Source organism: Flavobacterium aquariorum (assembly GCF_003254745.1).
Taxonomy (GTDB): Bacteria; Bacteroidota; Bacteroidia; order Flavobacteriales; family Flavobacteriaceae; genus Flavobacterium; species Flavobacterium aquariorum.
Genome location: NZ_QKXH01000006.1, coordinates 137367 through 162318, shown reverse-complemented (window position 1 = coordinate 162318; position 24952 = coordinate 137367). Strand labels below are relative to the sequence as shown.

Annotated in this window: 24 protein-coding genes; 13 read left to right on the top strand and 11 right to left on the bottom strand. The window is 35.4% G+C overall.

Annotated features, from left to right (window positions below):
* Window position 1: 1 nt before the first annotated feature.
* Window positions 2-3028 (bottom strand): SusC/RagA family TonB-linked outer membrane protein, encoded by a 3027-nt coding sequence (locus DOS84_RS10860; RefSeq protein ID WP_111410148.1) that lies wholly within the window; start codon window positions 3026-3028, stop codon window positions 2-4.
* A 578-nt stretch (window positions 3029-3606) separates the two neighbouring features.
* On the opposite strand from DOS84_RS10860, the gene DOS84_RS10855 reads away from it, so the two are divergent.
* The 12 genes from DOS84_RS10855 to DOS84_RS10805 all read left to right on the top strand — a co-directional run bounded on the left by DOS84_RS10855 (window position 3607) and on the right by DOS84_RS10805 (window position 15652).
* Entirely contained in the window at window positions 3607-3828 is a 222-nt protein-coding gene (locus DOS84_RS10855) for a helix-turn-helix domain-containing protein (RefSeq protein WP_111410147.1), read from the top strand.
* Between the two features lie 434 nt (window positions 3829-4262).
* Window positions 4263-4457 carry a hypothetical protein gene (locus tag DOS84_RS18995; RefSeq protein ID WP_124020634.1) on the top strand — a complete coding sequence of 65 codons (195 nt, stop codon included), beginning with the start codon at window positions 4263-4265 and terminating at the stop codon, window positions 4455-4457.
* A gap of 399 nt (window positions 4458-4856) precedes the next feature.
* The gene (locus DOS84_RS10850) at window positions 4857-5744 is read left to right on the top strand and encodes a branched-chain amino acid transaminase (RefSeq protein WP_111410146.1); all 888 of its coding nucleotides are present in this window, start codon (window positions 4857-4859) and stop codon (window positions 5742-5744) included.
* Window positions 5744-7420, top strand: a complete 1677-nt coding sequence (gene ilvD / locus DOS84_RS10845) for a dihydroxy-acid dehydratase (RefSeq protein WP_111410145.1) — start codon at window positions 5744-5746, stop codon at window positions 7418-7420. Before DOS84_RS10850 ends, ilvD begins: the two co-directional genes overlap by 1 nt.
* 7 nt (window positions 7421-7427) lie before the next feature.
* A complete protein-coding gene (gene ilvB / locus DOS84_RS10840) occupies window positions 7428-9128 on the top strand; it encodes a biosynthetic-type acetolactate synthase large subunit (RefSeq protein ID WP_111410144.1) in 1701 nt (566 codons plus the stop codon).
* 13 nt (window positions 9129-9141) lie between these two features.
* Window positions 9142-9672, top strand: coding sequence for an acetolactate synthase small subunit (gene ilvN, locus DOS84_RS10835; protein ID WP_111410143.1), 531 nt, complete (start codon window positions 9142-9144; stop codon window positions 9670-9672).
* Window positions 9673-9694: 22 nt separating this feature from the next.
* A complete protein-coding gene (gene ilvC / locus DOS84_RS10830) occupies window positions 9695-10741 on the top strand; it encodes a ketol-acid reductoisomerase (RefSeq protein ID WP_111410142.1) in 1047 nt (348 codons plus the stop codon).
* A complete protein-coding gene (ilvA, locus tag DOS84_RS10825; protein WP_111410141.1) occupies window positions 10738-11982 on the top strand; it encodes a threonine ammonia-lyase IlvA in 1245 nt (414 codons plus the stop codon). Before ilvC ends, ilvA begins: the two co-directional genes overlap by 4 nt.
* A 351-nt stretch (window positions 11983-12333) precedes the next feature.
* Window positions 12334-13320, top strand: a complete 987-nt coding sequence (locus DOS84_RS10820) for a hypothetical protein (RefSeq protein ID WP_111410140.1) — start codon at window positions 12334-12336, stop codon at window positions 13318-13320.
* Window positions 13321-13488: 168 nt separating this feature from the next.
* A complete protein-coding gene (locus DOS84_RS10815; protein WP_111410139.1) occupies window positions 13489-13998 on the top strand; it encodes a hypothetical protein in 510 nt (169 codons plus the stop codon).
* Between the two features lie 175 nt (window positions 13999-14173).
* A complete protein-coding gene (locus tag DOS84_RS10810) occupies window positions 14174-14644 on the top strand; it encodes a hypothetical protein (RefSeq protein ID WP_111410138.1) in 471 nt (156 codons plus the stop codon).
* A 288-nt stretch (window positions 14645-14932) separates the two neighbouring features.
* On the top strand, window positions 14933-15652 hold the full coding sequence (locus DOS84_RS10805; RefSeq protein ID WP_111410137.1) for a hypothetical protein: 720 nt from the start codon (window positions 14933-14935) through the stop codon (window positions 15650-15652).
* A 171-nt stretch (window positions 15653-15823) separates the two neighbouring features.
* On the opposite strand, the gene DOS84_RS10800 is transcribed toward DOS84_RS10805, so the two are convergent.
* Window positions 15824-16087: a hypothetical protein gene (locus DOS84_RS10800; protein ID WP_111410136.1), complete on the bottom strand. Its 264-nt coding sequence runs from the start codon at window positions 16085-16087 to the stop codon at window positions 15824-15826.
* A gap of 500 nt (window positions 16088-16587) precedes the next feature.
* Between DOS84_RS10800 and DOS84_RS19085 the strand changes: the two genes are divergently transcribed.
* Window positions 16588-16752 carry a hypothetical protein gene (locus DOS84_RS19085; RefSeq protein WP_165818131.1) on the top strand — a complete coding sequence of 55 codons (165 nt, stop codon included), beginning with the start codon at window positions 16588-16590 and terminating at the stop codon, window positions 16750-16752.
* Window positions 16753-16805: 53 nt separating this feature from the next.
* Here DOS84_RS19085 and DOS84_RS10795 read toward each other — a convergent pair whose 3' ends face one another.
* From DOS84_RS10795 to DOS84_RS10755, 9 genes are all read right to left on the bottom strand, one after another.
* The gene (locus tag DOS84_RS10795; RefSeq protein WP_111410135.1) at window positions 16806-17378 is read right to left on the bottom strand and encodes a hypothetical protein; all 573 of its coding nucleotides are present in this window, start codon (window positions 17376-17378) and stop codon (window positions 16806-16808) included.
* A gap of 73 nt (window positions 17379-17451) precedes the next feature.
* The gene (locus DOS84_RS10790; protein ID WP_111410134.1) at window positions 17452-18024 is read right to left on the bottom strand and encodes a Crp/Fnr family transcriptional regulator; all 573 of its coding nucleotides are present in this window, start codon (window positions 18022-18024) and stop codon (window positions 17452-17454) included.
* A 21-nt stretch (window positions 18025-18045) separates the two neighbouring features.
* Entirely contained in the window at window positions 18046-18780 is a 735-nt protein-coding gene (locus DOS84_RS10785; RefSeq protein WP_111410133.1) for a metallophosphoesterase family protein, read from the bottom strand.
* A 41-nt stretch (window positions 18781-18821) separates the two neighbouring features.
* The gene (gene arsB / locus DOS84_RS10780) at window positions 18822-19892 is read right to left on the bottom strand and encodes an ACR3 family arsenite efflux transporter (protein WP_111410132.1); all 1071 of its coding nucleotides are present in this window, start codon (window positions 19890-19892) and stop codon (window positions 18822-18824) included.
* 5 nt (window positions 19893-19897) lie between these two features.
* On the bottom strand, window positions 19898-20527 hold the full coding sequence (locus DOS84_RS10775; protein ID WP_111410131.1) for an arsenate-mycothiol transferase ArsC: 630 nt from the start codon (window positions 20525-20527) through the stop codon (window positions 19898-19900).
* A 27-nt stretch (window positions 20528-20554) separates the two neighbouring features.
* Window positions 20555-21025, bottom strand: coding sequence for a DUF6428 family protein (locus DOS84_RS10770; protein ID WP_111410130.1), 471 nt, complete (start codon window positions 21023-21025; stop codon window positions 20555-20557).
* Between the two features lie 19 nt (window positions 21026-21044).
* The gene (locus tag DOS84_RS10765; RefSeq protein ID WP_111410129.1) at window positions 21045-21377 is read right to left on the bottom strand and encodes an ArsR/SmtB family transcription factor; all 333 of its coding nucleotides are present in this window, start codon (window positions 21375-21377) and stop codon (window positions 21045-21047) included.
* 314 nt (window positions 21378-21691) lie between these two features.
* Window positions 21692-22558 carry a DUF3943 domain-containing protein gene (locus DOS84_RS10760; protein WP_111410128.1) on the bottom strand — a complete coding sequence of 289 codons (867 nt, stop codon included), beginning with the start codon at window positions 22556-22558 and terminating at the stop codon, window positions 21692-21694.
* Window positions 22559-22845: 287 nt separating this feature from the next.
* Window positions 22846-24873: a heavy metal translocating P-type ATPase gene (locus DOS84_RS10755; protein ID WP_111410127.1), complete on the bottom strand. Its 2028-nt coding sequence runs from the start codon at window positions 24871-24873 to the stop codon at window positions 22846-22848.
* Window positions 24874-24952 lie beyond the last annotated feature (79 nt).

Here is a 24952-nt window from a genome sequence, read left to right as displayed (position 1 = left end):
GTTAAAAAGTAAGCTGTACGCCAGCCGTGATTATTCTTAACGGAGGCAGGTAGGCAGTATATTTAAATTCGGGATCACCGCCTTTGTATGGGGTAAATGTTAACACATTCTGTCCCAGCAGTGAGATTTTGCAGTGCACCCCTTTGATGGCCTGTTGTGGCAAGTCATAACTTAGTGCAACATTTTTTAATCGAATAAAAGAGGCATCTACAATGGAGGCATTACTGTCCAGATAATTATAATAGGCATTTACGGCATCCCCATTTTCACCTGATGTATTCATTTGAAAGGGAACTTGATCGCCTGCATGTTGCCATGCATTGGTCATATCCGAATGCTGATTAAAGAAACTTCCTCCAGGAACGCTGGGACTGTAGTCATAATTTTTCTGTTTTACAAATTGAAAAAGAAAATCCAATTGCCAATTTCCATATTGAAACTGGTTTTCTAAACCTCCGAAATATTTTGGAGTGAGATCCTCAATATTTTTTTTGTCTTCCAAAGAAGTAATCATTCCATCTTTATTGATATCTTCCACTTCATAGAGTCCGGTTTGCGGATTGACCCCATTTAACTGATATGTCTTTACAATGCTTGTAGATTCTCCGATAACATAGCGATTAGAATAAGTAGATCCTTCGAGTCCCGGAAAAGAAAGCAGTTTGTTGTGGGAAGCCGAGATATTAAAGTTAGTTGTCCATTTAAAATTGCTACTTTCAAAATTTAAGGTTCGCAGTGTAAATTCCAGACCCATATTTTGGACGGTCGCGTTTAAATTGGCATTAATAGAGCTGAATCCAGTGGTGCCAGGCAAAGGAATTCCCACCAGCTGATTGGACGATCGATTTCGATACCAAGCCAGCGTAAAGAATATGCGATCACTTAGAAGCCCCATTTCCAATGCAGCTTCCAATTTTTTATTGATTTCCCAACTAAAATCCGGATTGTAGAGTCGTGTAGGATCCAAACCGATGGCACCATTATAGTTTAGACCAGAGGATGTATAAGTATCCAAATACTGATAATCCCCTATTTGATCACTGCCCGAACTCCCATAACTCGCTCTAAGCTTTCCAAAACTAAAAACGGTGTTTTCCTTGAGGAAATTTTCCTTCGAGAACAGCCATGCGGCTCCCACAGCTCCAAAAGCGGCAAACTGCTTACCTGGACCAAATCGGCTGGAGCCGTCCCTTCTTCCTGTTATATTCACAATGTATTTTTGATCCCAATTGTAATTGAGCCGCCCAAAAAAGGCTTGATATTTATACAGAGTTTCATCGCTTACATAAATGGATTTTTGCGTGGCAGAAGCTATATCTGTAATCTGGCTGTTGCTGGCAAAACCATATCCGAACTGGTACAGCCTTGAAGAAGTTTGCTGCTGCGCAGTACCCCCCACCAGTATGTCAATTTTACTTATTCCAAAATCATGGTTCCAGCGGAGTTGTGGTTCCACAATCCATGATTTTCTTTGAGTATTGTTGGAAAACATCGATGAGCGGTTACTTCCCAATCCATAGGCAGGATCATACATCGTCGAAGGCAATAGTCGCTGTTCTGCATTCTTTAAATCCGTTAAGCCTAAGTTAGCCTTGAGTTCCCAACTGGGGGATATTTGATAGCTAAGTACGGTATTGGCAATAAGATCATTTGTTTTTGCAGTGGTGATGGCGCGAAGTGCTGCCAATGGATTTCTAAAGGTACTGTTTTCAAAATTCAGGTTACCGTCGGCATCATATAAAACGGGGGCATTTGGAGCCAGATTTCGTGCAGTGCGGCTAATATCGGTTTCAGGCTGTACATTGTCTTGGGCGGTATAGCCTGTTGAAAAAGTGAGTTTAAACTTTTTATCTTCACTCCTATGGTTCATGCTAAAATGGACAGCCGCTTTATCGTACTCAAAATCTCCCGGGAGTACCGTTGTTTCAGTGTGATACGTACCACTCAACAGGTATTGAGTTAAATCGGAACCGCCCGATACAGACGCCTGCATATTGGTAATTACCGCAGTTCCGCCCAAAAGTTCTTTCTGCCAATCGGTATAACGGTTTTGATCCCAGGTTCCATTAATGTCATACGCCCAATCGGGATATGTAGTAACACCATCATTGGCAAAACCCTGTCTTCTCATTTCCAGATACTGCTGGGTATCCATCAGGTCTATCATTTTGGTAACTTTTCCAATTCCTGAGGAGGCAGAAACTGTTACATTGGTTTTTCCTGCCTTACCTTTTTTGGTGGTAATCAGTACCACACCATTGGCACCGCGTGAACCGTAGATAGCCGTTGCATCGGCATCTTTGAGGACTTCTATGCTCTCAATATCGTTGGGATTAATACTGTTTAACGGACTGGTGGGTGTAGGTATTCCACTAGTAGTATTGCTGTATCCGATGACTTCCGACGAATACGGCACGCCATCAATAATATACAGTGGCTCATTGCCTTCTTCACGAAGACTGTTGAGTCCTCGTATCTTTATTTGAAACCCACCGCCGGGAGTTCCTGTGTCTTGCGTGATATCTACTCCCGCCATACGCCCCTGCATCGTGGCCAATACATTGGTAACAGGTTGTTTCTCGATGTCTTTGGTAGTTATTTTGGAAATGCTACCAGTTCGTTCGCTGTTCTTTACCGAATAATATCCCGCATTAATCTTCACCTCCTGAAGTTTGGTCGTGTTTTCCTGTAAGCTGATGTTGATTGTGGTTCGCCCTTGCACGGAAACCTGTTGTGTTCGGTATCCGATATACGAAAAAACTAAAATGTCTTGTGGTGAGGCAGAAAGGGTGTAATGACCATTATAATCCGTTACGGTGGCAATTGATTTCCCTTTTATCGAAATGCTTACACCAGCTAAAGGATTGCCACCATCTGTGACAGTTCCCTGAACTTGAAACTGTTGAGCAGTTCTTAGATTATGGCGTAGTGAATTTTTGGCTTGTATAGGGGAAAAAGACAGGATGTTACCCATTAAAAACAGGAAACAAAAAGCCCTTCCACCCATAGATAATGAAAAATTATTCATAATATTGGGTTGGTTAAGTGAAACGTTAGTTAATTTAGCTACGGTCCTCTAGTCTAGTTTTGCCGACGAGTTAGAGGGCCATTTTTTTTGTAATGCCACTAAGGCACAAAGTTTTTTTTGTGTTTTTTTTAATTCATTGGCAATTTTTTAAAAGATTTTTAAACAGGAAAGCCTACTGCCGTTGCCTGTTGCAGCCAGACGCTGGCAGTGCCTTTCCCAACTAATTCATTATAAATAATGGTATTGCGAAACTTAAAAAAGGAAGCTGTGCTAAGAATTGAAGTTGAGTTTTGCCTAAATAATGGACAAAAAAATGGCATGGAACTCAGCTTACTGCCCTTGAGGTACTGGTATACCGTGCAACAATAAGTGAGCCCACGCCATGGGGCGTGAGCATCATACTTATTATCTAGTTGCAAAAATTACCAGTTTTCAAGAGCTAGATTCTAAGCGAATGCTTCAAATATTTTAATATGAAGAATCGCAAATATAAAAATTCAAAACAAATATAAGAATTTTTTTTTACAATCGGATAGCTGTCCGATTAATTTTAATTATTACTATGTTAATTTGTTACTATGAGTGATTTAAATAGGAAAATATGTGACTATATAGCAACTGAGTGGATTGGAGATATTCAACCTAAAACGGAGTTTGCTTTAAATCATAATATTGACGAAAAAACTGCTCGAAGAATTTCTAATGATAAAAACTACACAATAACTCTTTATACTTTAAATAAAATTTGTGTATCTAGAAATGTAAAACTTTCAGAGTTTTTTAAATTGATAGATAAATAAAGATAAATAACCAAAAATAAGATTTGACCTAAATCCAATACCACCAAGAAGATGCTTTACAGCATCTTTTTTTGTTTTATGACAATGACTTGTCAATTTGGGAGTAAAAGTTGTTAATTCAGGAGTATTTGAATTTAGCCTACATTATTACTGGAGTTGCCGTTTTATCTTTGAGGGATGAAATGGTATGAAATAGTAGGGTTTATTGTATTATGGTTTATAGGGAATTTACGTAAAAGGCAGGTTTTATGAGAGATTGAAGAATAGAGGTTATAATGTAAGCTGGAGGAATTGGAAATAAGGAGATGCTGTGATGGCGTCTTTTTTATTTTATGATAATAGTAATGCAAGAAAAGATAGTGAATAATTGAATCTATTTTGTAAGTTTGATTTTGTATAAAAAAACACGCAAAACCTTCGCTAATCCACTCAATATGGAGATGTATATACGAAGTATTGTTTCGTGTATATACAAGTTAGGTGCAACCCTAAAAGAAGACTCAACCGACAACAAACCGACAGACAAAATGCCAACGCTTCGCAAAATTAAAAGAGCTGTTTCCCCAACCATAAGCCTACACAAAACAGCACATTTTATTTTGCCCAACCTCACCCACACCTATATCTGACTTCAGAATTTTAACGACTTTCAAAAAAGGTATAAAAAATTTGCAAATCAAAAAAAAACACTTAAATTTGCACCTGAAAACAGAAAAAAATGTACAATTCAATTATTATTTCTTCTATTATTATTGCGGATGTGATTTCACATATTGGGGAGGAATAATTTTGATATAATCTAAAAGATATATTTGAAAGCCTCCCGAGAAATCAGGAGGCTTTTTTTATTGACATTAAACTAAAAAGAACAAAATGAAATCATATAACAACACTATTATTATCAGCATTATTATTAGCTCGCCACCGTGAGAGATGCTGCTTTATGCCAAATTGTAAGCCTTTCTCATTTCGGGAAAGGCTTTTTTTATTCCCAAAAATCAATTATCAACTCAATAAAAAATATAAATATGTATTCAAACAGCGAAACAGTCCTTTTTTTGGACGGAAAATTTGTAAAGGCTAACGAATCTACAACCGATTTGTACAGTCAAACGCTTCATTATGGCTACGGTGCATTTGAAGGTATTCGTTCTTATGAAACCAAAAATGGAACTAAAGTATTTAAAGCCGAAGAACATTATGAACGCTTGAAAAAATCCTGCGAATTGGTAAAAATCCCTTTCGATTACACTGTTCAAGAATTAGTCCTAGCTACTTACGAGTTACTGGAAAAAAACAATTTAAAAAATGCTTACATCCGACCATTGGTGTATTGTGGACAAAATATGAGTTTGTCAAAACCTACCAGCGTTTCGGTGATGATTGCCGCTTGGGACTGGGGAGCGTATTTGGGAGAAAAATTACTACGATTAACGGTTTCCTCCTATTGCCGTCCACATCCAAAATCCATCCACATTGAAGCGAAAGTCTGCGGTCATTATGTCAATTCGATTTTGGCAACCAACGAAGCAAAAGACAATGGATTCGACGAAGCCTTTCTTTTGGATAGCGATGGATTTTTAGCCGAAGGTCCGGGTGCGAATTTGTTCTTTGAAAAAGACGGAAAATTATTCACGCCTCAATTAGGAAACATCCTTCCGGGCATCACCAGAGCCACTGTTTTGGAGTTAGCCGAGCAATTAGGTCTGGAACTGCATCAAGGAAAATTTACCAGAAAAGATCTTTTTCAAGCTGATAGTGCCTTTTACTGCGGAACGGCTGCCGAGGTAGTGGGTATATTATCGGTGGACACTTATCAATTTCCAAAAAAATGGAATGATTCCTTAGGTAAAAAACTTCAAGATGCTTATTCACTTTTGGTACGAGAACCTTTAAAACAGCTCAATTTAAACTAATGAAAACACTCAACAAATACAGTAGAACCATCACACAAGATGAAACCCAACCTGCAGCACAAGCCATGCTTTATGGAATAGGTTTAACCGAAGACGATTTGCAAAAAGCACAAGTGGGAATTGTGAGTATGGGCTACGAAGGAAATCCCTGCAACATGCACCTCAACGATTTGGCTAAAGAAGTAAAAGCTGGTGTGCAACAAGAGGATTTAGTAGGATTGATATTTAACACCATTGGTGTGAGTGACGGTATATCAAACGGAACTGACGGTATGCGTTTTTCTTTGGTTTCCAGAGATGTGATTGCCGATTCCATAGAAACGGTGGTGAGTGCCCAATGGTACGATGCAGTATTGGCGGTAGTAGGTTGCGATAAAAATATGCCTGGTTCTATCATCGCCATGGGAAGATTAAATCGTCCTGCAATCATGGTTTATGGCGGAACGATCCATTCTGGAAAATGGAAAGGAGAATCGCTCAATATCGTTTCAGCTTTTGAAGCTTTAGGTAAAAAATTCAGCAACACCATTTCCGATGAAGATTACAAAGGTATAATCAAAAACGCTTGTCCTGGCGCGGGTGCTTGTGGCGGTATGTACACAGCAAATACGATGGCTTCGGCTATTGAAGCTTTGGGAATGAGTTTACCTTACAGTTCATCCAATCCTGCGTTGAGCAGCAATAAAAAAATGGAATGTTTTGATACAGGAAAAGCCATCAAAGTGTTGTTGGCAAAAGATATTAAACCCAAAGACATCATGACCCGAAAAGCCTTTGAAAATGCCATGACCATGGTAACGGTTTTGGGCGGCTCTACCAATGCCGTAATGCACCTGATAGCTATGGCACATTCGGTGGATTTGGAATTGACTTTGGATGATTTCCAAAAGGTAAGTAACCGTGTTCCAGTGTTAGCAGATTTAAAACCGAGTGGAAAATACCTCATGGAAGATTTGCACGAAGCAGGTGGTGTTCCAGCAGTAATGAAATATTTATTGAAACACAACTTATTACATAGAGATTGTTTAACTGTTACAGGAAAAACAATTGTTGAAAATTTGGAAGCTGTGGAAGATTTAACCGAAGGTCAGGAAGTATTTCTTCCATTGGAAAATCCAGTGAAAGCAAATGGACATCTGCAAATGCTCTACGGAAATTTAGCTACCGAGGGAAGTGTAGCTAAAATAAGTGGCAAAGAGGGCGATTATTTTGAAGGAACAGCCAAAGTATTTGACGATGAATATGCAGTGATTGATGGTGTGAGAAACGGAGAAGTAAAACCCGGTAATGTGGTAGTAATCCGTTATTGCGGACCAAAAGGCGGACCGGGAATGCCCGAAATGCTAAAACCTACTTCCGCCATTATGGGTGCAGGATTGGGAAATTCAGTGGCTTTAATTACCGACGGTAGATTTTCGGGTGGAACGCATGGTTTTGTGGTAGGACACATCACTCCGGAAGCTTTTGTAGGTGGAACAATTGCCTTGGTAAATGATGGAGATTTAATTGCGATTGACACAAAAAATAATACGATCAATTTAAAAGTATCTGAACAGGAATTGGAAAAACGAAAAGCAGAATGGAAACAACCTCCATTGAAAGCAAGTAAAGGGGTTTTGTACAAATATGCACAATGCGTTTCGAGTGCTTCATTGGGGTGTGTAACCGATAAATAATTAAAAAATGAAAACAACGGAATTAAAAATAACAGGTGCAGAAGCGGTGATACAAAGCCTGAAAGCTGAAGGAGTAAAAACGATATTTGGTTATCCAGGCGGTGCTATCATGCCAATTTATGATGCCTTATTTCATCATCTTGAAGAAGTAAATCACATCTTGACACGACACGAGCAAGGTGCTGTACACGCAGCTCAAGGCTATGCCAGAACCTCAGGGAAAACAGGGGTTGTATTTGCTACGTCGGGCCCTGGAGCTACCAATTTAATTACAGGTTTAGCCGATGCTTTAATCGATTCTACACCACTGGTTTGCATCACCGGACAAGTGGCTTCTCACCTCTTGGGAACGGATGCTTTTCAGGAAACCGATGTCATGGGTATTTCGATGCCAGTAACCAAATGGAATTTTCAGGTAACTAAAGCAGAAGACATAGCAACAACATTGGCGAAAGCATTTTACATTGCCTCATCCGGTCGTCCTGGTCCAGTACTCGTGGACATCACCAAAGATGCTCAGTTTGAAGCGATTGAGTTTTCTTATCAGAAATGTAACTCTGTCAGAAGTTATCAGCCAAGGCCAAAATTGAATGAAGAACAAGTGCAAGTTGCTGCAAATTTACTGAACGAGGCAAAAAAACCTTTGATGATTGTCGGACAAGGAATTATGCTTTCCAATGCGGAAGAAGAACTATTGGATTTTGTTGAAAAAACGGGTATTCCGGTGGCTTCTACGCTTTTGGGATTAGGAGCTTTTCCAAGTCATCACCCTTTATTTGTTGGAATGGTAGGCATGCATGGCAATTATGCACCCAATGTAAAAACCAATGAGTGCGATGTGTTGCTTGCCGTGGGAATGCGTTTTGACGACCGTGTTACAGGTGATGTTTCCCGGTATGCAACACAAGCAAAAGTGGTTCATGTTGATATAGACACTGCCGAAATCAATAAAATCATAAAAGCCGATGCTCCTGTTGTAGCCGATGCCAAAGAAGCACTAACCGTTTTAACGGATTTGGTAGAAAAACAAAATCATCAACAATGGTTGGATGAATTTCATCAGGCTAAGCAAAATGAATTGAAGGTACTTTCAGAAAATAGAGAAAAAGAATTTTCAGATGAACTTAGAATGGATTTGGTGATCGATTTACTTTCTCAAAAAACCAAGGGCAATGCAATCGTTGTAACCGATGTGGGGCAACACCAAATGATGGCGGCACAGTTCTATCAGTATAACCAAACCAAAAGCAATGTTACTTCTGGTGGATTGGGAACGATGGGCTTTGCGCTACCGGCAGCAATTGGAGCGAAAATGGCTAATCCCGAAAAACAAGTGGTGGCCATTATTGGCGATGGTGGTTTCCAAATGACTTTGCAGGAATTGGGAACGATGATGCAAAATAACATTGGCGTTAAAATCATTATTTTGAACAATGGCTACTTGGGAATGGTGCGGCAATGGCAACAAATGTTCTTTGAAAAAAGATATTCGTTTACCGACATACAAAGTCCTGATTTCGTTGCATTAGCAGCCTCTTACAATATCAAAGGTCAAAAAGTTGAAAGACAGGAGGAGTTGAACAACGCATTAGACCAACTTTTAAACACAGAAAATGCGTACCTGTTGGAAGTGAAAGTGGCTAGAGAAGACAATGTATTCCCAATGATTCCCACAGGAGCTTCGGTAGCTGAAATACGATTGCAATAATTAAAAATAAAAAATGAAAACAATTGACACAACATTTACCGTATCCATATTTACGGAAAATACAATCGGAATGCTCAACCGCATCACCATCATATTTACAAGACGACATTTGAATATTGACAGCATCACAGCTTCTGAAACAGAGGTTAAAAATGTGCATCGTTACACTATCGTTTTGAGAACAAACAGAGAACAAATAGATAAAGTTGTTGGGCAAATCGATAAATTAATTGATGTTCTGAAAGCCTTTGTACATGAAGATAATGAAGTAGTACATCAGGAAATTGCGCTATATAAAATCAAAACAACAGAACTTAAATCTAACAATGTAGAGCAAGTGGTTAGAGAAAATAGTGCCAAAGTTCTCACCGTAGATCCCGACTTTATCGTCATTGAAAAAACAGGGCACAAAGAAGAAATACAAGTTTTGTTTGAAAAACTGAAAACATTTGGCATTCTGGAATTTGCCCGTTCAGGTCGAGTGGCAGTTACCAAACCTATGAAAGACTTAACTTCTTATTTAAAAGAATTTGAAAAAAAATAATAAACAAATAATACAATAAAAAATGGCACAATTAAATTTTGGCGGCGTAATGGAAAATGTCGTAACACGAGAAGAGTTTTCATTAGAGAAAGCAAGAGAAATATTAAAAAACGAAACTGTTGCAGTCATTGGATACGGCGTGCAAGGTCCGGGACAAGCCTTAAATTTGAAAGATAATGGCGTAAAAGTAATTGTAGGACAACGAAAAGGGACAAAGAGTTGGGACAAAGCACTTGCTGATGGTTGGGTAGAAAATGAAACCCTTTTCGAAGTGGAAACCGCTTGCGAAAAAGGCACTTTACTCATGAATTTATTATCAGATGCAGGGCAAATACAAGCATGGGAAACGATGAAAAAAAATTTGACAACAGGAAAAGCCCTGTATTTTTCACATGGTTTTGGCGTTACTTTTCATGAAAAAACAGGTATCGTGCCACCTAAAGATGTAGATGTGTTTTTGGTGGCTCCCAAAGGTTCGGGAACTTCGTTAAGAACCTTATTTTTAAAAGGGCAGGGTTTAAATTCCAGTTATGCCGTTTTTCAAAATGCAACCGGAAAAGCTGAAGAAAAAGCATTGGCATTAGGCATCGCTATCGGTTCTGGCTATTTGTTTGAAACCACATTTCAAAAAGAAGTGTACAGCGATTTGACTGGCGAACGAGGCGTTTTGATGGGAGCTATCGCAGGTATTTTTGAAGCACAATACAATGTGCTTCGTCAGCGAGGACATTCGCCAAGTGAAGCGTTTAACGAAACCGTAGAAGAATTGACCCAAAGTTTAATGCCTTTGGTAGCTGAAAACGGAATGGATTGGATGTTTGCCAATTGCAGTACCACTGCACAACGAGGAGCATTGGATTGGAAAGGTAAATTTAGAGAAGCTACCACGCCTGTTTTTAATGAACTGTATGATGACGTGCTTTCAGGTAAAGAAGCAGCCATCGTTATCGAAGCCAACAGCAAGCCTGATTACAGAGAAAAACTCAACGCAGAACTTAAAGAAATACAACAAAGTGAGTTGTGGCAAACTGGAATGCAAGTACGAAAATTAAGACCTCAAACCAAATGATACATTTAGCACAAATACAAAAGGCAGCCGAAAATCTGAAAGGTGTGGCGGTGCATACGCCTCTTGTAAAAAACGAAAACCTGAGCGAGCGATTTGCTGCTCAGGTTTATTTGAAACGGGAAGATTTACAACCTGTACGATCCTATAAATTGCGTGGTGCGTATCATAAAATCAGTTCGCTTTCCGAAAATGATATAAAACTAGGCGTGGTATGTGCAAGTGCCGGAAATCACGCTCAGGGAGTGGCTTTTGCGTGTAGAAAACTGAACATAAAAGCCGTTATTTATATGCCTATTACTACGCCTGCACAAAAAATAAAGCAGGTAAAACTCTTTGGAAAAGAAAATGTAGAGGTTGTGTTGAAAGGTGATACTTTTGACGATGCCTTCAATGAAGCCCTTCTTTTCAGCCAGAAGAATAAGGCGGTTTTCGTTCATCCGTTTGATGATGAATTGGTTATTTCCGGACAAGGAACTGTAGGATTGGAAATTGTGGAAGACAGCAAATGTAAGATTGATTTTTTATTCTTTCCAATTGGTGGTGGCGGTTTGGCTGCAGGAGTCGTTTCGGTTTTTAAACAATTGAGTCCAGAAACTAAACTTATCGGCGTAGAACCACAAGGAGCAGCCTCTATGAAAACATCGTTGGAAAACGGTAAAAATACTGCATTGACGGACATTGATAAATTTGTAGATGGAGCAGCCGTAAAACGAGTGGGCGACAAAACATTTGAAATCTGTAAAAACTCTTTAGATGATATCGTTTTAGCCCCCGAAGGGAAAGTTTGCACCACAATTTTGCAATTGTACAACGAAGAAGCCATTGTTGTAGAACCAGCCGGTGCATTGAGTATTGCAGCGTTGGATTCGTATAAAGACCAAATCAAAGGTAAAAATGTGGTGTGCATTGTTAGCGGAAGCAACAATGACATCACAAGAATGGAAGAAATAAAAGAGCGATCCTTGATGTTTGAAGGATTGAAGCATTATTTCATCATTAACTTTCCACAACGACCAGGAGCATTAAAAGAATTTGTAAATGATGTTTTAGGAGAAAATGATGATATTACCTATTTCCAGTTTACCAAAAAAAATAATAGAGAAGAAGGCCCAGCGGTAGTTGGAGTAGAATTAAAACACAGCTCAGATTTAGATAGTATGGAACAAAAAATGAAAACTAAAAAAATAAATTATCAGCATCTGAACGAGCAGAAAGAATTGTTTACGCATTTGATATTTTAAACTATCTTGTACAATATGAGTTGTAAAAATCAAACAATAGTTCATTAATTTTAGCCAACGCATTTGGTGGCACATTTGCAAAACCGCACACCCCCCCACTAAAGCCAAGTTTTGCAAAAGAGCCACCAAGCCAACGCACCAAGACAGGAGTAAAATAGGCAGACAACAACACGACAGAAAAGAAGGGCAGCACCTAACAGCACCTACCCAAAAGTGGCGGTTCAGTGGTTAAATCAAGCTTTGTGCATCTATCAAAGTTTGTGCTTGGCTGACAGTGAAGTGCTTCGTAATCGCCACCTTCGGGTAGCTTCAAACCGTTGTGAGCAAGCTAAAGAAAAACCTAACTAATAAATGAAAAACCTAATATATTATCCAAATTTTGAATCTAGTGATTTAAATTGGCTCAAGTTTGCACTTTTGTATATAGACAACTTTAGTCCAATAATTCCAGACACTGGAATAGATTTTCTATCAGAATTATATAAAAAATTGCAATCTGAAACAGATTTATTGAATTTACAAAGACTTGGCGTTGGAGCTGGAATGAGAGCAACAAACAAAGCAATTGATTATGTAACTAAAGTTTTGGAAAATCCTCATTCATTTGCTGATGAATTACATTCACCAAATATTGTTAGAAATTGGATGAATAAAGAACAACAAACCTATACCCTATTTGACGAAAAATATGTTTCGAATTGGAAATGGTTTTGTCAACAAAACGGATTAGCAAAAGATTCTAAATACGGAATTGATATTTCCAAAAGTTTAGGTGAAGTATATATGACTTTTTTAGCTCAAGAAGAAGCTTACGAAAAAGAGGCTTCACCAATAACTGACAACAGATATTTAGATAATTTATCTATGACAATAAGGTCAAAAGATGTCGCTAATGACAATAAAATAGAAGTTGCTAAAAGCATAATTCAATATAATTTACCATTAGACTTTTCTAAAATTAGTATTGATAAAGTAATTGAAATAAGAAACAAACCTGATTTTAAAGTCAAACGGTCTACTTTTCAAAGTGAATTGGATAAAATATATGATAAAATTGGAAAAGGTATAAGTCCGAATGAGTTTAGTGATTCTTATAAAAAAAACTTTGCGGATTGGTCAGGAGAATTAACAGAATATGGCATTGAAACTGTTGCTTGTGGATTATCTGCATATATCCTTTTAGAAAATGCTAATGCAACCAACTTAGAATATATAAAAGAAGCTTTAGAAGTAGGTTTAGTAATATGTGCTGGAAAAAACATAGTTAAGAATATTAATAACAATCACGAAAGAAAATACTGCAGACAATATTTAACTGAATTACAGTCCATAAAATAGCCAGCTCACAACAGCCACTCCTATGATTTGGGCATTTGGCTTAATAGAAAGTTGGTCTTGTATTTGGGATGATTTGGCAAATCCGAAGAATGGGCTTAATTTAGTCCCAAACCCGCTAGTGCCAAGACGTGCGATATTTTGTGACAATAATGCTTAAAAAGAAACTAAATGATTATAAAGCCGAAAGTTGACAATGATGAAATTATTGCTCTCGCAGAACAAAAACTTTCTATCGATAAAAAAATTACGGAGATTATAAAAGAAGAAAACTTGGGATTTAGTTACAAAAAACTAATTGCAGATCTCGGAGAATATCATGCCAAGAAAAACGTAGAATATTTCTTTGAAAAACTAGAATTTTCAAAAAATCGCGTTAGTGAGTGCGATCTAAATGGAATATTGAAAGATGAGTTTTCTAACAAATGGGAATTACCAAAATCTGTTGGTGTAGAAGTAAAAACTCGTTATTGGCAAAAAGGAGCGCCACATTTAGGAAATGTAAAGACTTGCAATTTTGACTTGTTAGTTTTTGTTTCGTTAAACGAAGATTATTCAATTCATTATATATCTATGGTGAAGAGTTCTGAACTAAAAGTTACCGGTAATCAAAAAGTAATTTATAGAGCTAATATTGAACCTGTATTTGCAACGAGTGAAAAATTTGTTGCGCATAAATAAAACATCCTACAACAGCTACAACGGATTTGGGCATTTGGCTTAATAAGGTGTTGGTTTTGTATTTGGTATGATTGGGCAAATCCGAAGAATGGGCTTATTTTAACACAAACTTACTGATTACCAGAACCTAATATATAATTTCAATAAAAAAAACTAAAAAAAGAGATCCTAATTTATGGAAGAGAAAATCCAACAAATTTTAGGTAAGAAATGGAAGCCACTTCTTGAAAATTGTAAAAATATTGAAGATGGAAATTATCCTGGAATATATCTTTTAGCATTTTCTGACAGAAATCTTGAGGGAGAAGTAGTTAAACCCAGTGACATTTTTTATGTAGGTATGAGTAATGCTAGAAAAGGATTGACAAGCCGAGTTCAGCAATTTATTAATGGTATAGAAAAAAACGGTAGTCATAGTGCTGGAATGCGTTTTTACAAAGAAAATTCAAAAGGGATTGCATTTTCAGAATGTAATCATCTTGAAAAATTTTATATAATCAGTTCAACTTTTAAATGTGATGTGAACAAACTTAGTCGAACTCCGAACGATTTAAGAATTATGGGAGATATATGTCGATTAGAATATTACTTATTAGCATATATAAAAGAAGTAACAAATACGGAACCTAATTTGAATAAGAAATAAAAAAAACTGTGCATACAGCTGCTAACTTAATGTAAAGCTGGTTCTGTATTTGGAATGATTTGCTTCTTCAATTCGCGATCAGGTGAAAAATACACCGAATGGGCTTACTTTAGTCCCAAAGCCTACAGCTAAAAGTCAGACTGTAAAAAATCAACTTTAAATTCAGAAAGTATTTGCAAAGCTACCAAAGAAAAAAACTCAATTATAGTATTCTCACGAGGTTTGTGTTTTTTTTTAAAACAGACTGATTTTGTGTATAATTGCAAAAAAAACAACTAAAATATAAATATGGATTTTTTTGAAAAATCAGTTATTGAACTACAAAAACAGAGACCAATATTTCATTCTGAAGATGATTTAAAATTAGCTTTAGCATTTAAAATTAAAGAAATTAATCCTGAGTTTGAAATTCGTCTCGAAAGACCTGTAGAATTAGAAATGGTAAATAGAAATGGTATGAAAACAACTGTTAGGGCTCCAATAGATATAATAGTTATCGATACATATGGCAATTATTATCCTATCGAATTAAAATACAAAACGAAAAAAACAAACACTTTGTTTAATGAAGAAAATTACATTTTAACGGAGCATGGAGCTGCCGATGTTGGAAGATTTAGTTTTAGAAAAGATATCTTTAGAATTGAAAATTATAAGTTAAAGAATTTGAATTATAAATGCGGGTATGTATTTATTTTAACAAATGATAAATCCTATTTTGAAAAAAATGTTTTTGAAAAAGAAAATATTGATAAACATTTTTCCTTTCATAATGGGGTTCTTCTTAATCGTATTGATTCAAGTTGGAATTATAGTAAAATTGATAAAACGAAATTCACATTAAACGAAAATAATATTTGGTGTAACATTCAATCAAAAGAACACTGGACATGCAAAAAACAACATTTTTATAAATTGGATTTATTAAAAGATTATAAAATAACTTGGAAAAATTTTTCAATAGTTGAGAAAACAAACTTTAAATATTGCCTTATAAAAATAGAATAATTAAAGCAATAATGCACAATATCTGTTATAACGGATTTGAGCAGTAGACTTAATGAAAAATTGGTTTTGTACTTGAAAATAGTTTAACCGAAAGTTTAGGCTTTAGTAATCTATCATATTATGGAGTGTAGCTGGCAAAAAATCTGTGTTGAACGAAATCGATTACAAGTTCTACTCATGCGACTTGATCTCTTTAATCATACGCTCAATTTCTGCCTGCTGCTGTTTCATTTTTTCATCATATTCCTTTTGTCTTCTTTCGGACTTGACTTCAAGCTGATACAGTTCTTTGTCTATCTCAAGACGTTTTTTCTCTACAATTAAAATCTCATATCGATTATAAACTAAGAGAGATAATAAAAATATAATAATGCAGAAATAAAAACGATATTCCTGTAGTATGTATTTTAGCGTTTCAATTGTTCTTGATAACATATTATACTATTTTAAAAATGTTCTTTTGAAAAAACTCCTATATCAAGGTAAATATACTACAAATTACAAAAAAATGTCACTCCTTTTTAACTTCTATTTTAAGATTATACACGGAAGAATATAATTACCCATCAAGAATACAAATTTACCTATCGAAGATGAATGTTTTCATATTTACTGCATACAAATCTTCTATTACTCAAAAGATTAATTTTGATTTTTAACTTATCATTAGCACACAACAAACATCTTATTATCAATACATTATGACTAAACATTGACTATTATACTTATCTTTATGACATCTAAATTCTCATGATTACTGATTGCTAAGAATAAAAAAACTATACTACTCAAAAATGAAAAGTAACCGCTAAAATAAGACCGCTCCCCAAGCCACACTCCTAAATGAAGAGCTTTATTAAATTGAGAACGAAACAACTTATTTAGTTTCGTTTAATACTTGACAAAATATACTATTACGCTTAAATACAAATATTATGCAAATCAACTGGCTAATATTATCGATAGTCTTTATTGGTGCTATTCTATTAATTATAGCACTAATAAAGCAAAACATAAAAGATGAAAAAAAATTGGAACGGGAATTAAACTACTTTAAAAAACCCGATGAAGAAGAGCTAAATGATGAGAAGTACTTATGATACTTAAATCATTCCAGACTGTGATTGTATAGGAGCTATCTCTTTTAAAAAGATCAACAACATTGAATTTTGGCTCTTAAGTTATCCCAAACATATCTTGTTTTTGGTATGCATAAAAATAGATGTAGAAGTGCAATTAGAATAGCACCTGGCAAAAGATTAATTACTATTGCATCAAAAATTTGATAGTTTTGATATTGGTCAAAATTAGATAAAATTGCTATTTTATCATTTTTAACATTTACCTTAATGGATAGAAAAACTGCAATTGAAGCAAAATGGAATCCATTGACAAATAGATGAAGTATATATTCCCAGCGTGGAAGTCCTCCCATAAATTCCCTACTGTCTTTTTCTATAAAAGCATCAACTGCCATAACAAAAATATCAAGAGCTACAATTGTCAAACCAATTATAAAACTCATAATACAGTCCTGTTTTAAGAATAAGAAATATAGAATTGCAGGAAATAAGACTGCTCTTATGGTATGTGTGTAATGTTCTGCTTTACTTTCAGATTGATTGTGAAGCTTATACTTGAAAATATGTAGATAAAAACCGTCATAGAGAGCCAGAATTGAAAATAGTATTAGTGAAATAGATGTAATGACAATTGCTGTTTCCATTTGTTTTTGATTTTATTATAAAGCAAAAGTAATGGACAGCGATTATATCTTTGAGGACATTTGTCCTCAAATGTTATTGTGTAACTTCTTTTCTAATCCGACTGAGTGTTCTGCGGGTTACGCCAAGATAAGTGGCAATATCCGCTATAGATGCTTTGTTTAAAATAGATGGCTGTTCTTTGAGCAGACGTAAATACTTCTCTTTTGCCGTTTCATTGCATAGAACACTAGCATATTGTTCCATTACAATATATTGTCTTTCTGCTATTGTTCTTCCGATTTTCTGCCAAACCACGCTTTGCTGGTATAGATTCTGTAAATCAGCGTAATCAATAACTAAAAGCTCAGTATCTTCAATGGCTTGAATAGCAAGTTCTGAAGGTTGTTGTAAAATGAAACTTTTATATGAAGTCGTCAAGCTATTCTCAATGCAAAAACAAGACGTTACCTCCTCGGCATTTTCATTTAAATAATATGTTCTAAGCGTTCCTTTCTTTATAAAAGCAACCTGTTGGCATATTTTTCCGGGTAATACAAAATAGCTGTTTTTAGCTAAATGCTGACTTTGAAAATACTTAATTGTATTTTCAAAGTCAGCATCGCTAATATTGGTAATAGTACGCAAAAACATTTTTAAGCTTTCCATGCTAATTTTATATGGGTAAAGTTAGTATGCCTCTCTTAACATTTGCGCATAACTATTTGGCAATTCACTATCTTCAATGGCTTTAGCTACTTTTTCAATATCATATGCCACTCGGACAAATTCTACTTCTATGCTCTCTTTTTTTGAAAAATCACTGTCTTTATTTATGGTGATTACTGCATAGCAACATTTTGGATTTCCATCTTTGGGCTTACCCACAGATCCAACATTAATAGCATGAAAATAACCGCCTAATTTATCGGGATTTTTCATTACCCGATGATAGGGCTTGTGGGAATGTCCACAAAGAATGACATCAGCTCCACTATCGAGGAAAATATCAGTGAAGTCTTTTTCATCCTTATCTTCAAGTAAGTATTCCCTATTGCTGTAAGGACTACCATGCACCATTAATATCATAATCAGTTTATTAATAACTTGATATTCCAATTTTATATGTGCCGGTAGCGTTGAAAGGTACTCTATTTGCTCTTTACCAACGATTTGATACGCATAACTATCAGAATCTTTTGATGCCATACTATGTATATCCACAGCTTTTACGTCATGATTGCCTTCCAGAGTAGGTATATGCCTCTTACGGATTTCATTGATGACCTCATTTGGCCATAAATTATAACCGACCAAATCCCCTAAGCAATAAACTGCATCAATATTCTGTTGTTCTATGCTTTTTAATGTTTCTTCCAATGCAGGGAAATTGGCATGAATATCTGATATTATTGCAATTCTCATGTTATACTGTTAAGACAATTATTTATTCACTTTAAAAAAAATTATGCTTTTACAGTATAGTATTTCCTTCTAAACCAAAAAGCAACATTTACTAATGCAATAAGTGCAGGCACTTCAACTAATGGTCCAATTACACCAGCAAAGGCTTGACCGCTATTAATTCCAAAAACTCCGATTGCAACTGCAATGGCCAATTCGAAGTTGTTTCCTGTAGCGGTAAAAGCAATAGCTGTAGATTTTGAATAATCTGCACCAAAATATTTCCCGATGAAAAAACTAATGACAAACATTATTACAAAATAGATAACTAATGGAATGGCTATTCGCACTACATCCATAGGTATTTGTATAATCAATTCTCCCTTGAGGCTGAACATTAAAATGATGGTAAACAACAATGATATTAATGTTATTGGCGAAATAAAAGGAACATATTTGGTCTCAAACCATTCGGCTCCTTTAAGAGCAATTAAAGCGTAACGGCTTATAATTCCAAGTGCAAAAGGGATTCCTAAATAAATACCTACACTTTCAGCAATTTGTCCAATGCTGATGTTAACTTCAAAACCAGTATATCCAAAATAAGGAGGCAAAATTGTAATGAAAACATAGGCATAAACACTGTAAAGCAATACCTGAAAAATACTGTTCAAGGCAATCAAACCTGCTGCATATTCTCTATTTCCGTCGGCTAAATCATTCCAAACGACAACCATAGCGATACAACGTGCCAATCCAATAAGGATAACACCAATCATATATTCCGGATAACCGTTAAGAAACAATAATGCCAAAGAAAACATTAATATTGGACCAACAATCCAATTTAGAAATAATGAGGCGCCCAACACTTTTGTGTTTTTGAATACTTCTCCCATTTGCTCATATTTTACCTTTGCTAATGGAGGATACATCATCAGGATTAATCCGATGGCCAATGGAATATTAGTCGTACCACTTGAAAAGGAGTTGATAAAACCGCTACTTGATGGAATTAAATAACCTATTGAAACTCCAATTGCCATTGCCAAGAATATCCAGAGCGTAAGATAACTATCTAAAAAACTTAATTTTTTTCGCCCCACAACCGGAGCACAATTATTTGCTGACATACTTATTATTTAATTTGTGAAAAAACGTAAAACATTTCGGTTGCTATCTGCAAACTTCTCTCTTCATACTTTTCTTCTTGTTGAGGTGTATTGTCAAATGCTTTTGGATCTTCAAAAGTGATTGGAATACGCTTTTCAGCTCCGGCAATAAAAGGACAACCTCCATCGGCTTGTGAACAGGTCATAATGGCAACAAATTCATCTTGCGGATTAAAATCGTCATCATAAGTTTTAGAAAAGCCAATAATCGGATGCTCATTCTCAGCATATTTTATAGTATATATTGGATTGCTTCCTTCTGCAATAGTTTTTATTTCAAACCCTTGTTTAGTAAGTGTTTTAGATACCATAGGAAACATAGCTGTCGCTTCAGTACCGCCAGAATAACAAAATACATTTTTTATATCATAATATGCAGCAGCTGTTTGTGCCCAGACTTGAGACAAATGGCTTCTTCTTGAATTGTGAGTACAAATTAAGTTTAGTCTTATTTCTTGTTGATTAGTCGCTTTACCTTGTATATAATCTACAAGTGGCTGCAAAATAATTTTACGTTCTGCAGTAATGCTTTCGAAATTAAAAGTATTGATCACAGCTGCAATCTCAGTAAAAACGTTTGTTTTGGTTAAGGTCATTATTATATCAATTTTTATAGTTTAACATTAGCAACAGCTTCCACCGGGAGTACAACAACTAGCTTCATTATTCATATCGGATAATCTCACTTTTGGCTTTTCTGATGGAATGCCACATTGGTCTTGAGCCAAACAAGCCGTTTTCTTGTCTAATAAAACAAAATCATTTCCGTTGAAATCCAAATCGTATTTACCGATGGTTTGTGCCTGATATTCCACTTCGATTTCAAAATCTTCTATCCCCAGCACTTTCTCCGATAACTCAATGATATTGAGTAATTTTTGAGGTTTCAATCGATGTTCAAAATCGTTGGCATCCCATAATTGGAAGTTGACCACAGTTTCTTTTCGAACTGTTCCTCCGCAATCAATAAAGTTTTTGGTAATTAAACCTACTTCGGTTACATGAAAATGTTCCGGTACTGAAGTTCCGTCATCCAAGATGAAGTTTACAGCTTCAACCGATTTCAAGATGTTTTTTACTTGTGATAGTTTCATAATATTTTAATTTAAAAATTTAACAACAGTCGTTTTTCTTTTTATCCAAATGTTTTGTGATGTCTTGGAAGAAACCTTTTATTTGTTCAAAACCCGGTTCGTTGATACAATAGCAAATTGAATTTCCTTCAAAGTTTCCCTTGATTATCCCAGCATTTTTTAGCTCTTTTAAGTGTTGTGAAACCGTAGGTTGTGCCAATGGCAACTCATTTACAATATCTCCACAGATACAAGAGTCCACTTTGAGTAAATATTCAATAATAGCGATACGCGCAGGATGTCCTAATGCTTTGGCTAAAATGGCCAACTCATTTTGTTTATCTGTAAAGCTGTCTGTTTTTGTTGCCCCCATAGTATTATATTTATATTGCAATATTACGATATATTAATTATAAAAAAACAATATTTCATAACTTAACAATTTATTAATATAAATTAGGCTTTGCACTACAGATGAAAAAGCGAAATCTAAAGCTTTACCCAAGTCCTGCAAACCATATGGATATTATTGTAGAGGATCTAAAACTGCTCCGAAAAAGAATTAATTAATTAAAAGAGTGCTCAAATTTAGCGCTCTTACTTATAACATATTTCATGAAAAATTTGCATAATATATTATATTGCAGTCATGTTAAGTACCTTCAAAAAAAACAGCCAACTTGAACACTAAAAGCTTGCCGAAAAACTAAGTCCCCATGCGGTATTTTTTGTATATGGATTGAATCCTACAGGGGCAACATTTAGCTTTGTTTTGATCTTCTGCTTGTAGCCAAAACTATCCATTATAGTATTAAACGGATCCATAAAAAATAAAGACGTTTTGCCTAAGAATCGCGAATTTAAAACTCTGGAATCATTTTTAAGAATGCTTTTCTTCGCATAAAAAAATCCCTCACCCATTGCAGAACCAACAATAGGCGTAATAATTAAATCTTGCACTGAAGGAATCTCTGCAAAAGCTTCAACACCGTATTCCCAGAAGAAAGTTGACATTATAGCCGAATAAGTAAAGGATTCAAAGATATTAAAGCCACAACTACGAGCTGTCATATAGTACACCGCTCCAGCATAGGGATGGGTAACATAATTAAAAAAAAAGTTGTCACTATCTACTACAGGACCCGCTTTCACATTCTCTTTCCATTTGGTTGTAATTCCGTTTTTTCTCATTTCTTCTTTGTCCCATTTCGTTACGCTTTCAGGAAGCAACAATAAAACACCGTAAATAACAACAGTAGTACCTGCGAAAAGAGCGGTATTATATCCTAATTTTCTATAATCTTTTGTTGTAGGTGGATATACAAGGGAATCTTTAACATAAAAAGAAGAGTCTAATTGAAATGAATCCTCTTTGTCAAAAGGATAACTGTTAGTATTGTCATTTTCTAATTTATCAATACTAGAATTAAAAGTTAATAAAGAGTTGTCAAATGAGAATTGGTTAGTACTACTGGTGCTGATTTGTTGTGCAAATGTTGCAATTCCCATCAATGTAAAAAGTAAGCTGTAAATATTTTTCTTTGTTTGAATCATTGGTAATGTTAAAAATATTTTATTTAATATTGTTATCAGGTGTATATCTCAGATTTGACGTCTTTCAAATAGCATATAAAAATTTCCTGCTTAAATAGATTTATTTGAGCAGGAAAAAGTATTTATATGAATGCTATTATAGATCAACTCAATTTGTAAGTTTTTGAACCGTTATATCTGATTTTTTATTAATTATAGTTTGAATCCTTTTATTTTTTATTCGATTTGTTCTTTTCTTGAAATATTGAATGCTTCTCGTTGAAAAGAGCATTATTTTAATCGAATTTTTAAAACTTCATTCGTTGTATTCTAACTGCGTTTAAAATGGCAAGCAATGCTACACCTACATCTGCAAAAACGGCTTCCCACATTGTTGCCAGACCGCCAGCCCCAAGAACAAGAACAATCGCTTTTACTGCAAATGCCAGTCCAATGTTTTGATAAACTATTTGTTTGGTTTTTTTACCAATATTTATCGCTGTAAATATTTTATAAGGCTGGTCATTTTGTATTACAATATCAGCGGTCTCAATAGTGGCATCACTGCCTAAACCTCCCATTGCAATTCCTGCATCAGCAAGAGCAACGACAGGGGCATCGTTTACACCATCGCCCACAAAGGCAATTTTTAAGTTTTGAGATTTTAATTCCTCGACTTTTTCGACTTTGTTTTCAGGCAATAAATCACCATAAGCCTGATCTATATTTAACTCTTTGGCCACAGCATCAACAACAGCTTGTTTATCACCTGAAAGCATTACTGTTTTTACATTTATTTTATGCAAACTTTCGATAGCTTGTTTAGCATCTTCTTTGATTTCATCAGCAATGAGAAAGTAACCTGCATATTTTTGATTGATGGCAATAACGATTATTGTAAATGGCGTATTGTCAATTTCTGCATCGTAACTGATGTTGAATTTCTTCATCAATTTTACATTTCCCGCTAGAATTTCTTTTCCATCTACTTTCCCTTTTAGTCCATGTCCTGCGATTTCTTCCACATCGGTAACGTTTACATTTTTTTCAGCACCTTTTGCATATTCAATAATAGCAGTTCCAACAGGATGAGTAGATTTGGTTTCGAGTGCCGATGTATATTTTACTAAATCGGCTTCGGGAATATCAACGGCTACTACTTTTTGAACTTTGAAAACACCTTTGGTCAACGTTCCTGTTTTATCCATTACCACTACTTGAATGGATGCCATTATATCGAGAAAAGTAGAACCTTTGAATAAGATTCCGTTTTTACTGGCTGAACCAATTCCACCAAAGTATCCTAAAGGAATCGAAATTACTAACGCACAAGGACAAGAAATAACCAAGAAAACTAATGCTCTGTATAACCACTCTCTAAACACATAATTATCGACAAAAAGCATAGGTAACACACAAATTGCAATTGCTAAAAAAACAACTATAGGCGTATAAATTTTAGCAAACTTTCGGATGAATAGTTCTGTTGGTGCTTTTTTCGCTGTTGCATCCTGAACCATTTCCAAGATTTTTGAGAGCTTACTATCAGAATAGGCAGTTGTAACTTCCACCTGAACAACAGTATTTAGATTAATCATTCCGGCAAGAACAGTTTCTCCTTTTTGTTTCGTATCGGGTTTACTTTCACCCGTTAAAGCAGATGTATTCAAGGAAGCATTGTCAGAAAGTAATTTTCCGTCGAGAGCTAATTTTTCTCCAGGTTTTAATTGGATGATTTCGCCGATAGTAATTTCAGATGCTTTTTTATCAATAGTATTTCCATCTTTGATTACTGTAGCGGTATCAGGTCTTTGATCCAATAATAATTTGATGTTACTTTTTGCTCTTTGAACAGCTAATGTTTGAAATACTTCACCAACAGCATAAAATAACATAACAGCAACACCTTCGGGATATTCACCAATGGCAAATGCTCCAATAGTTGCAATTACCATTAATAAAAATTCTGAAAATATTTCGCCATTACGAATGCTTTCAAAAGCTTCTTTTATTACAGGAAAACCCACAGGTACATAAGCTACTCCATACCAAGCAATACGCACCCATCCTGTGAACCACGATTGAGGAAAATAGCTGTCAAAACCAATAGCAATGAGTAATAACGCAAAACTTATTATTGCTGGCAAGAACAATTGAAAAGTAGACTTTCCTTCGGTTGAATGATCATGGTCGTGTCCATCATCGTCCGAATGATTTTCAGGTTCATTGTGAGTTGTACAACAGCCAGTTCGTTTGTCGGTTTTGTGATTTATTTTTTCTTCCAATGTGCAACAAAGCTGTTTGCCGTTTGCATCGTATTTGTGTTGGTGTTTCATTTTTTTTGATTTATTAACCCATTAGGGTAATTAGTTTTTAAAATTTTAGTGAACTGCTATTTATAATAATTACACCAAT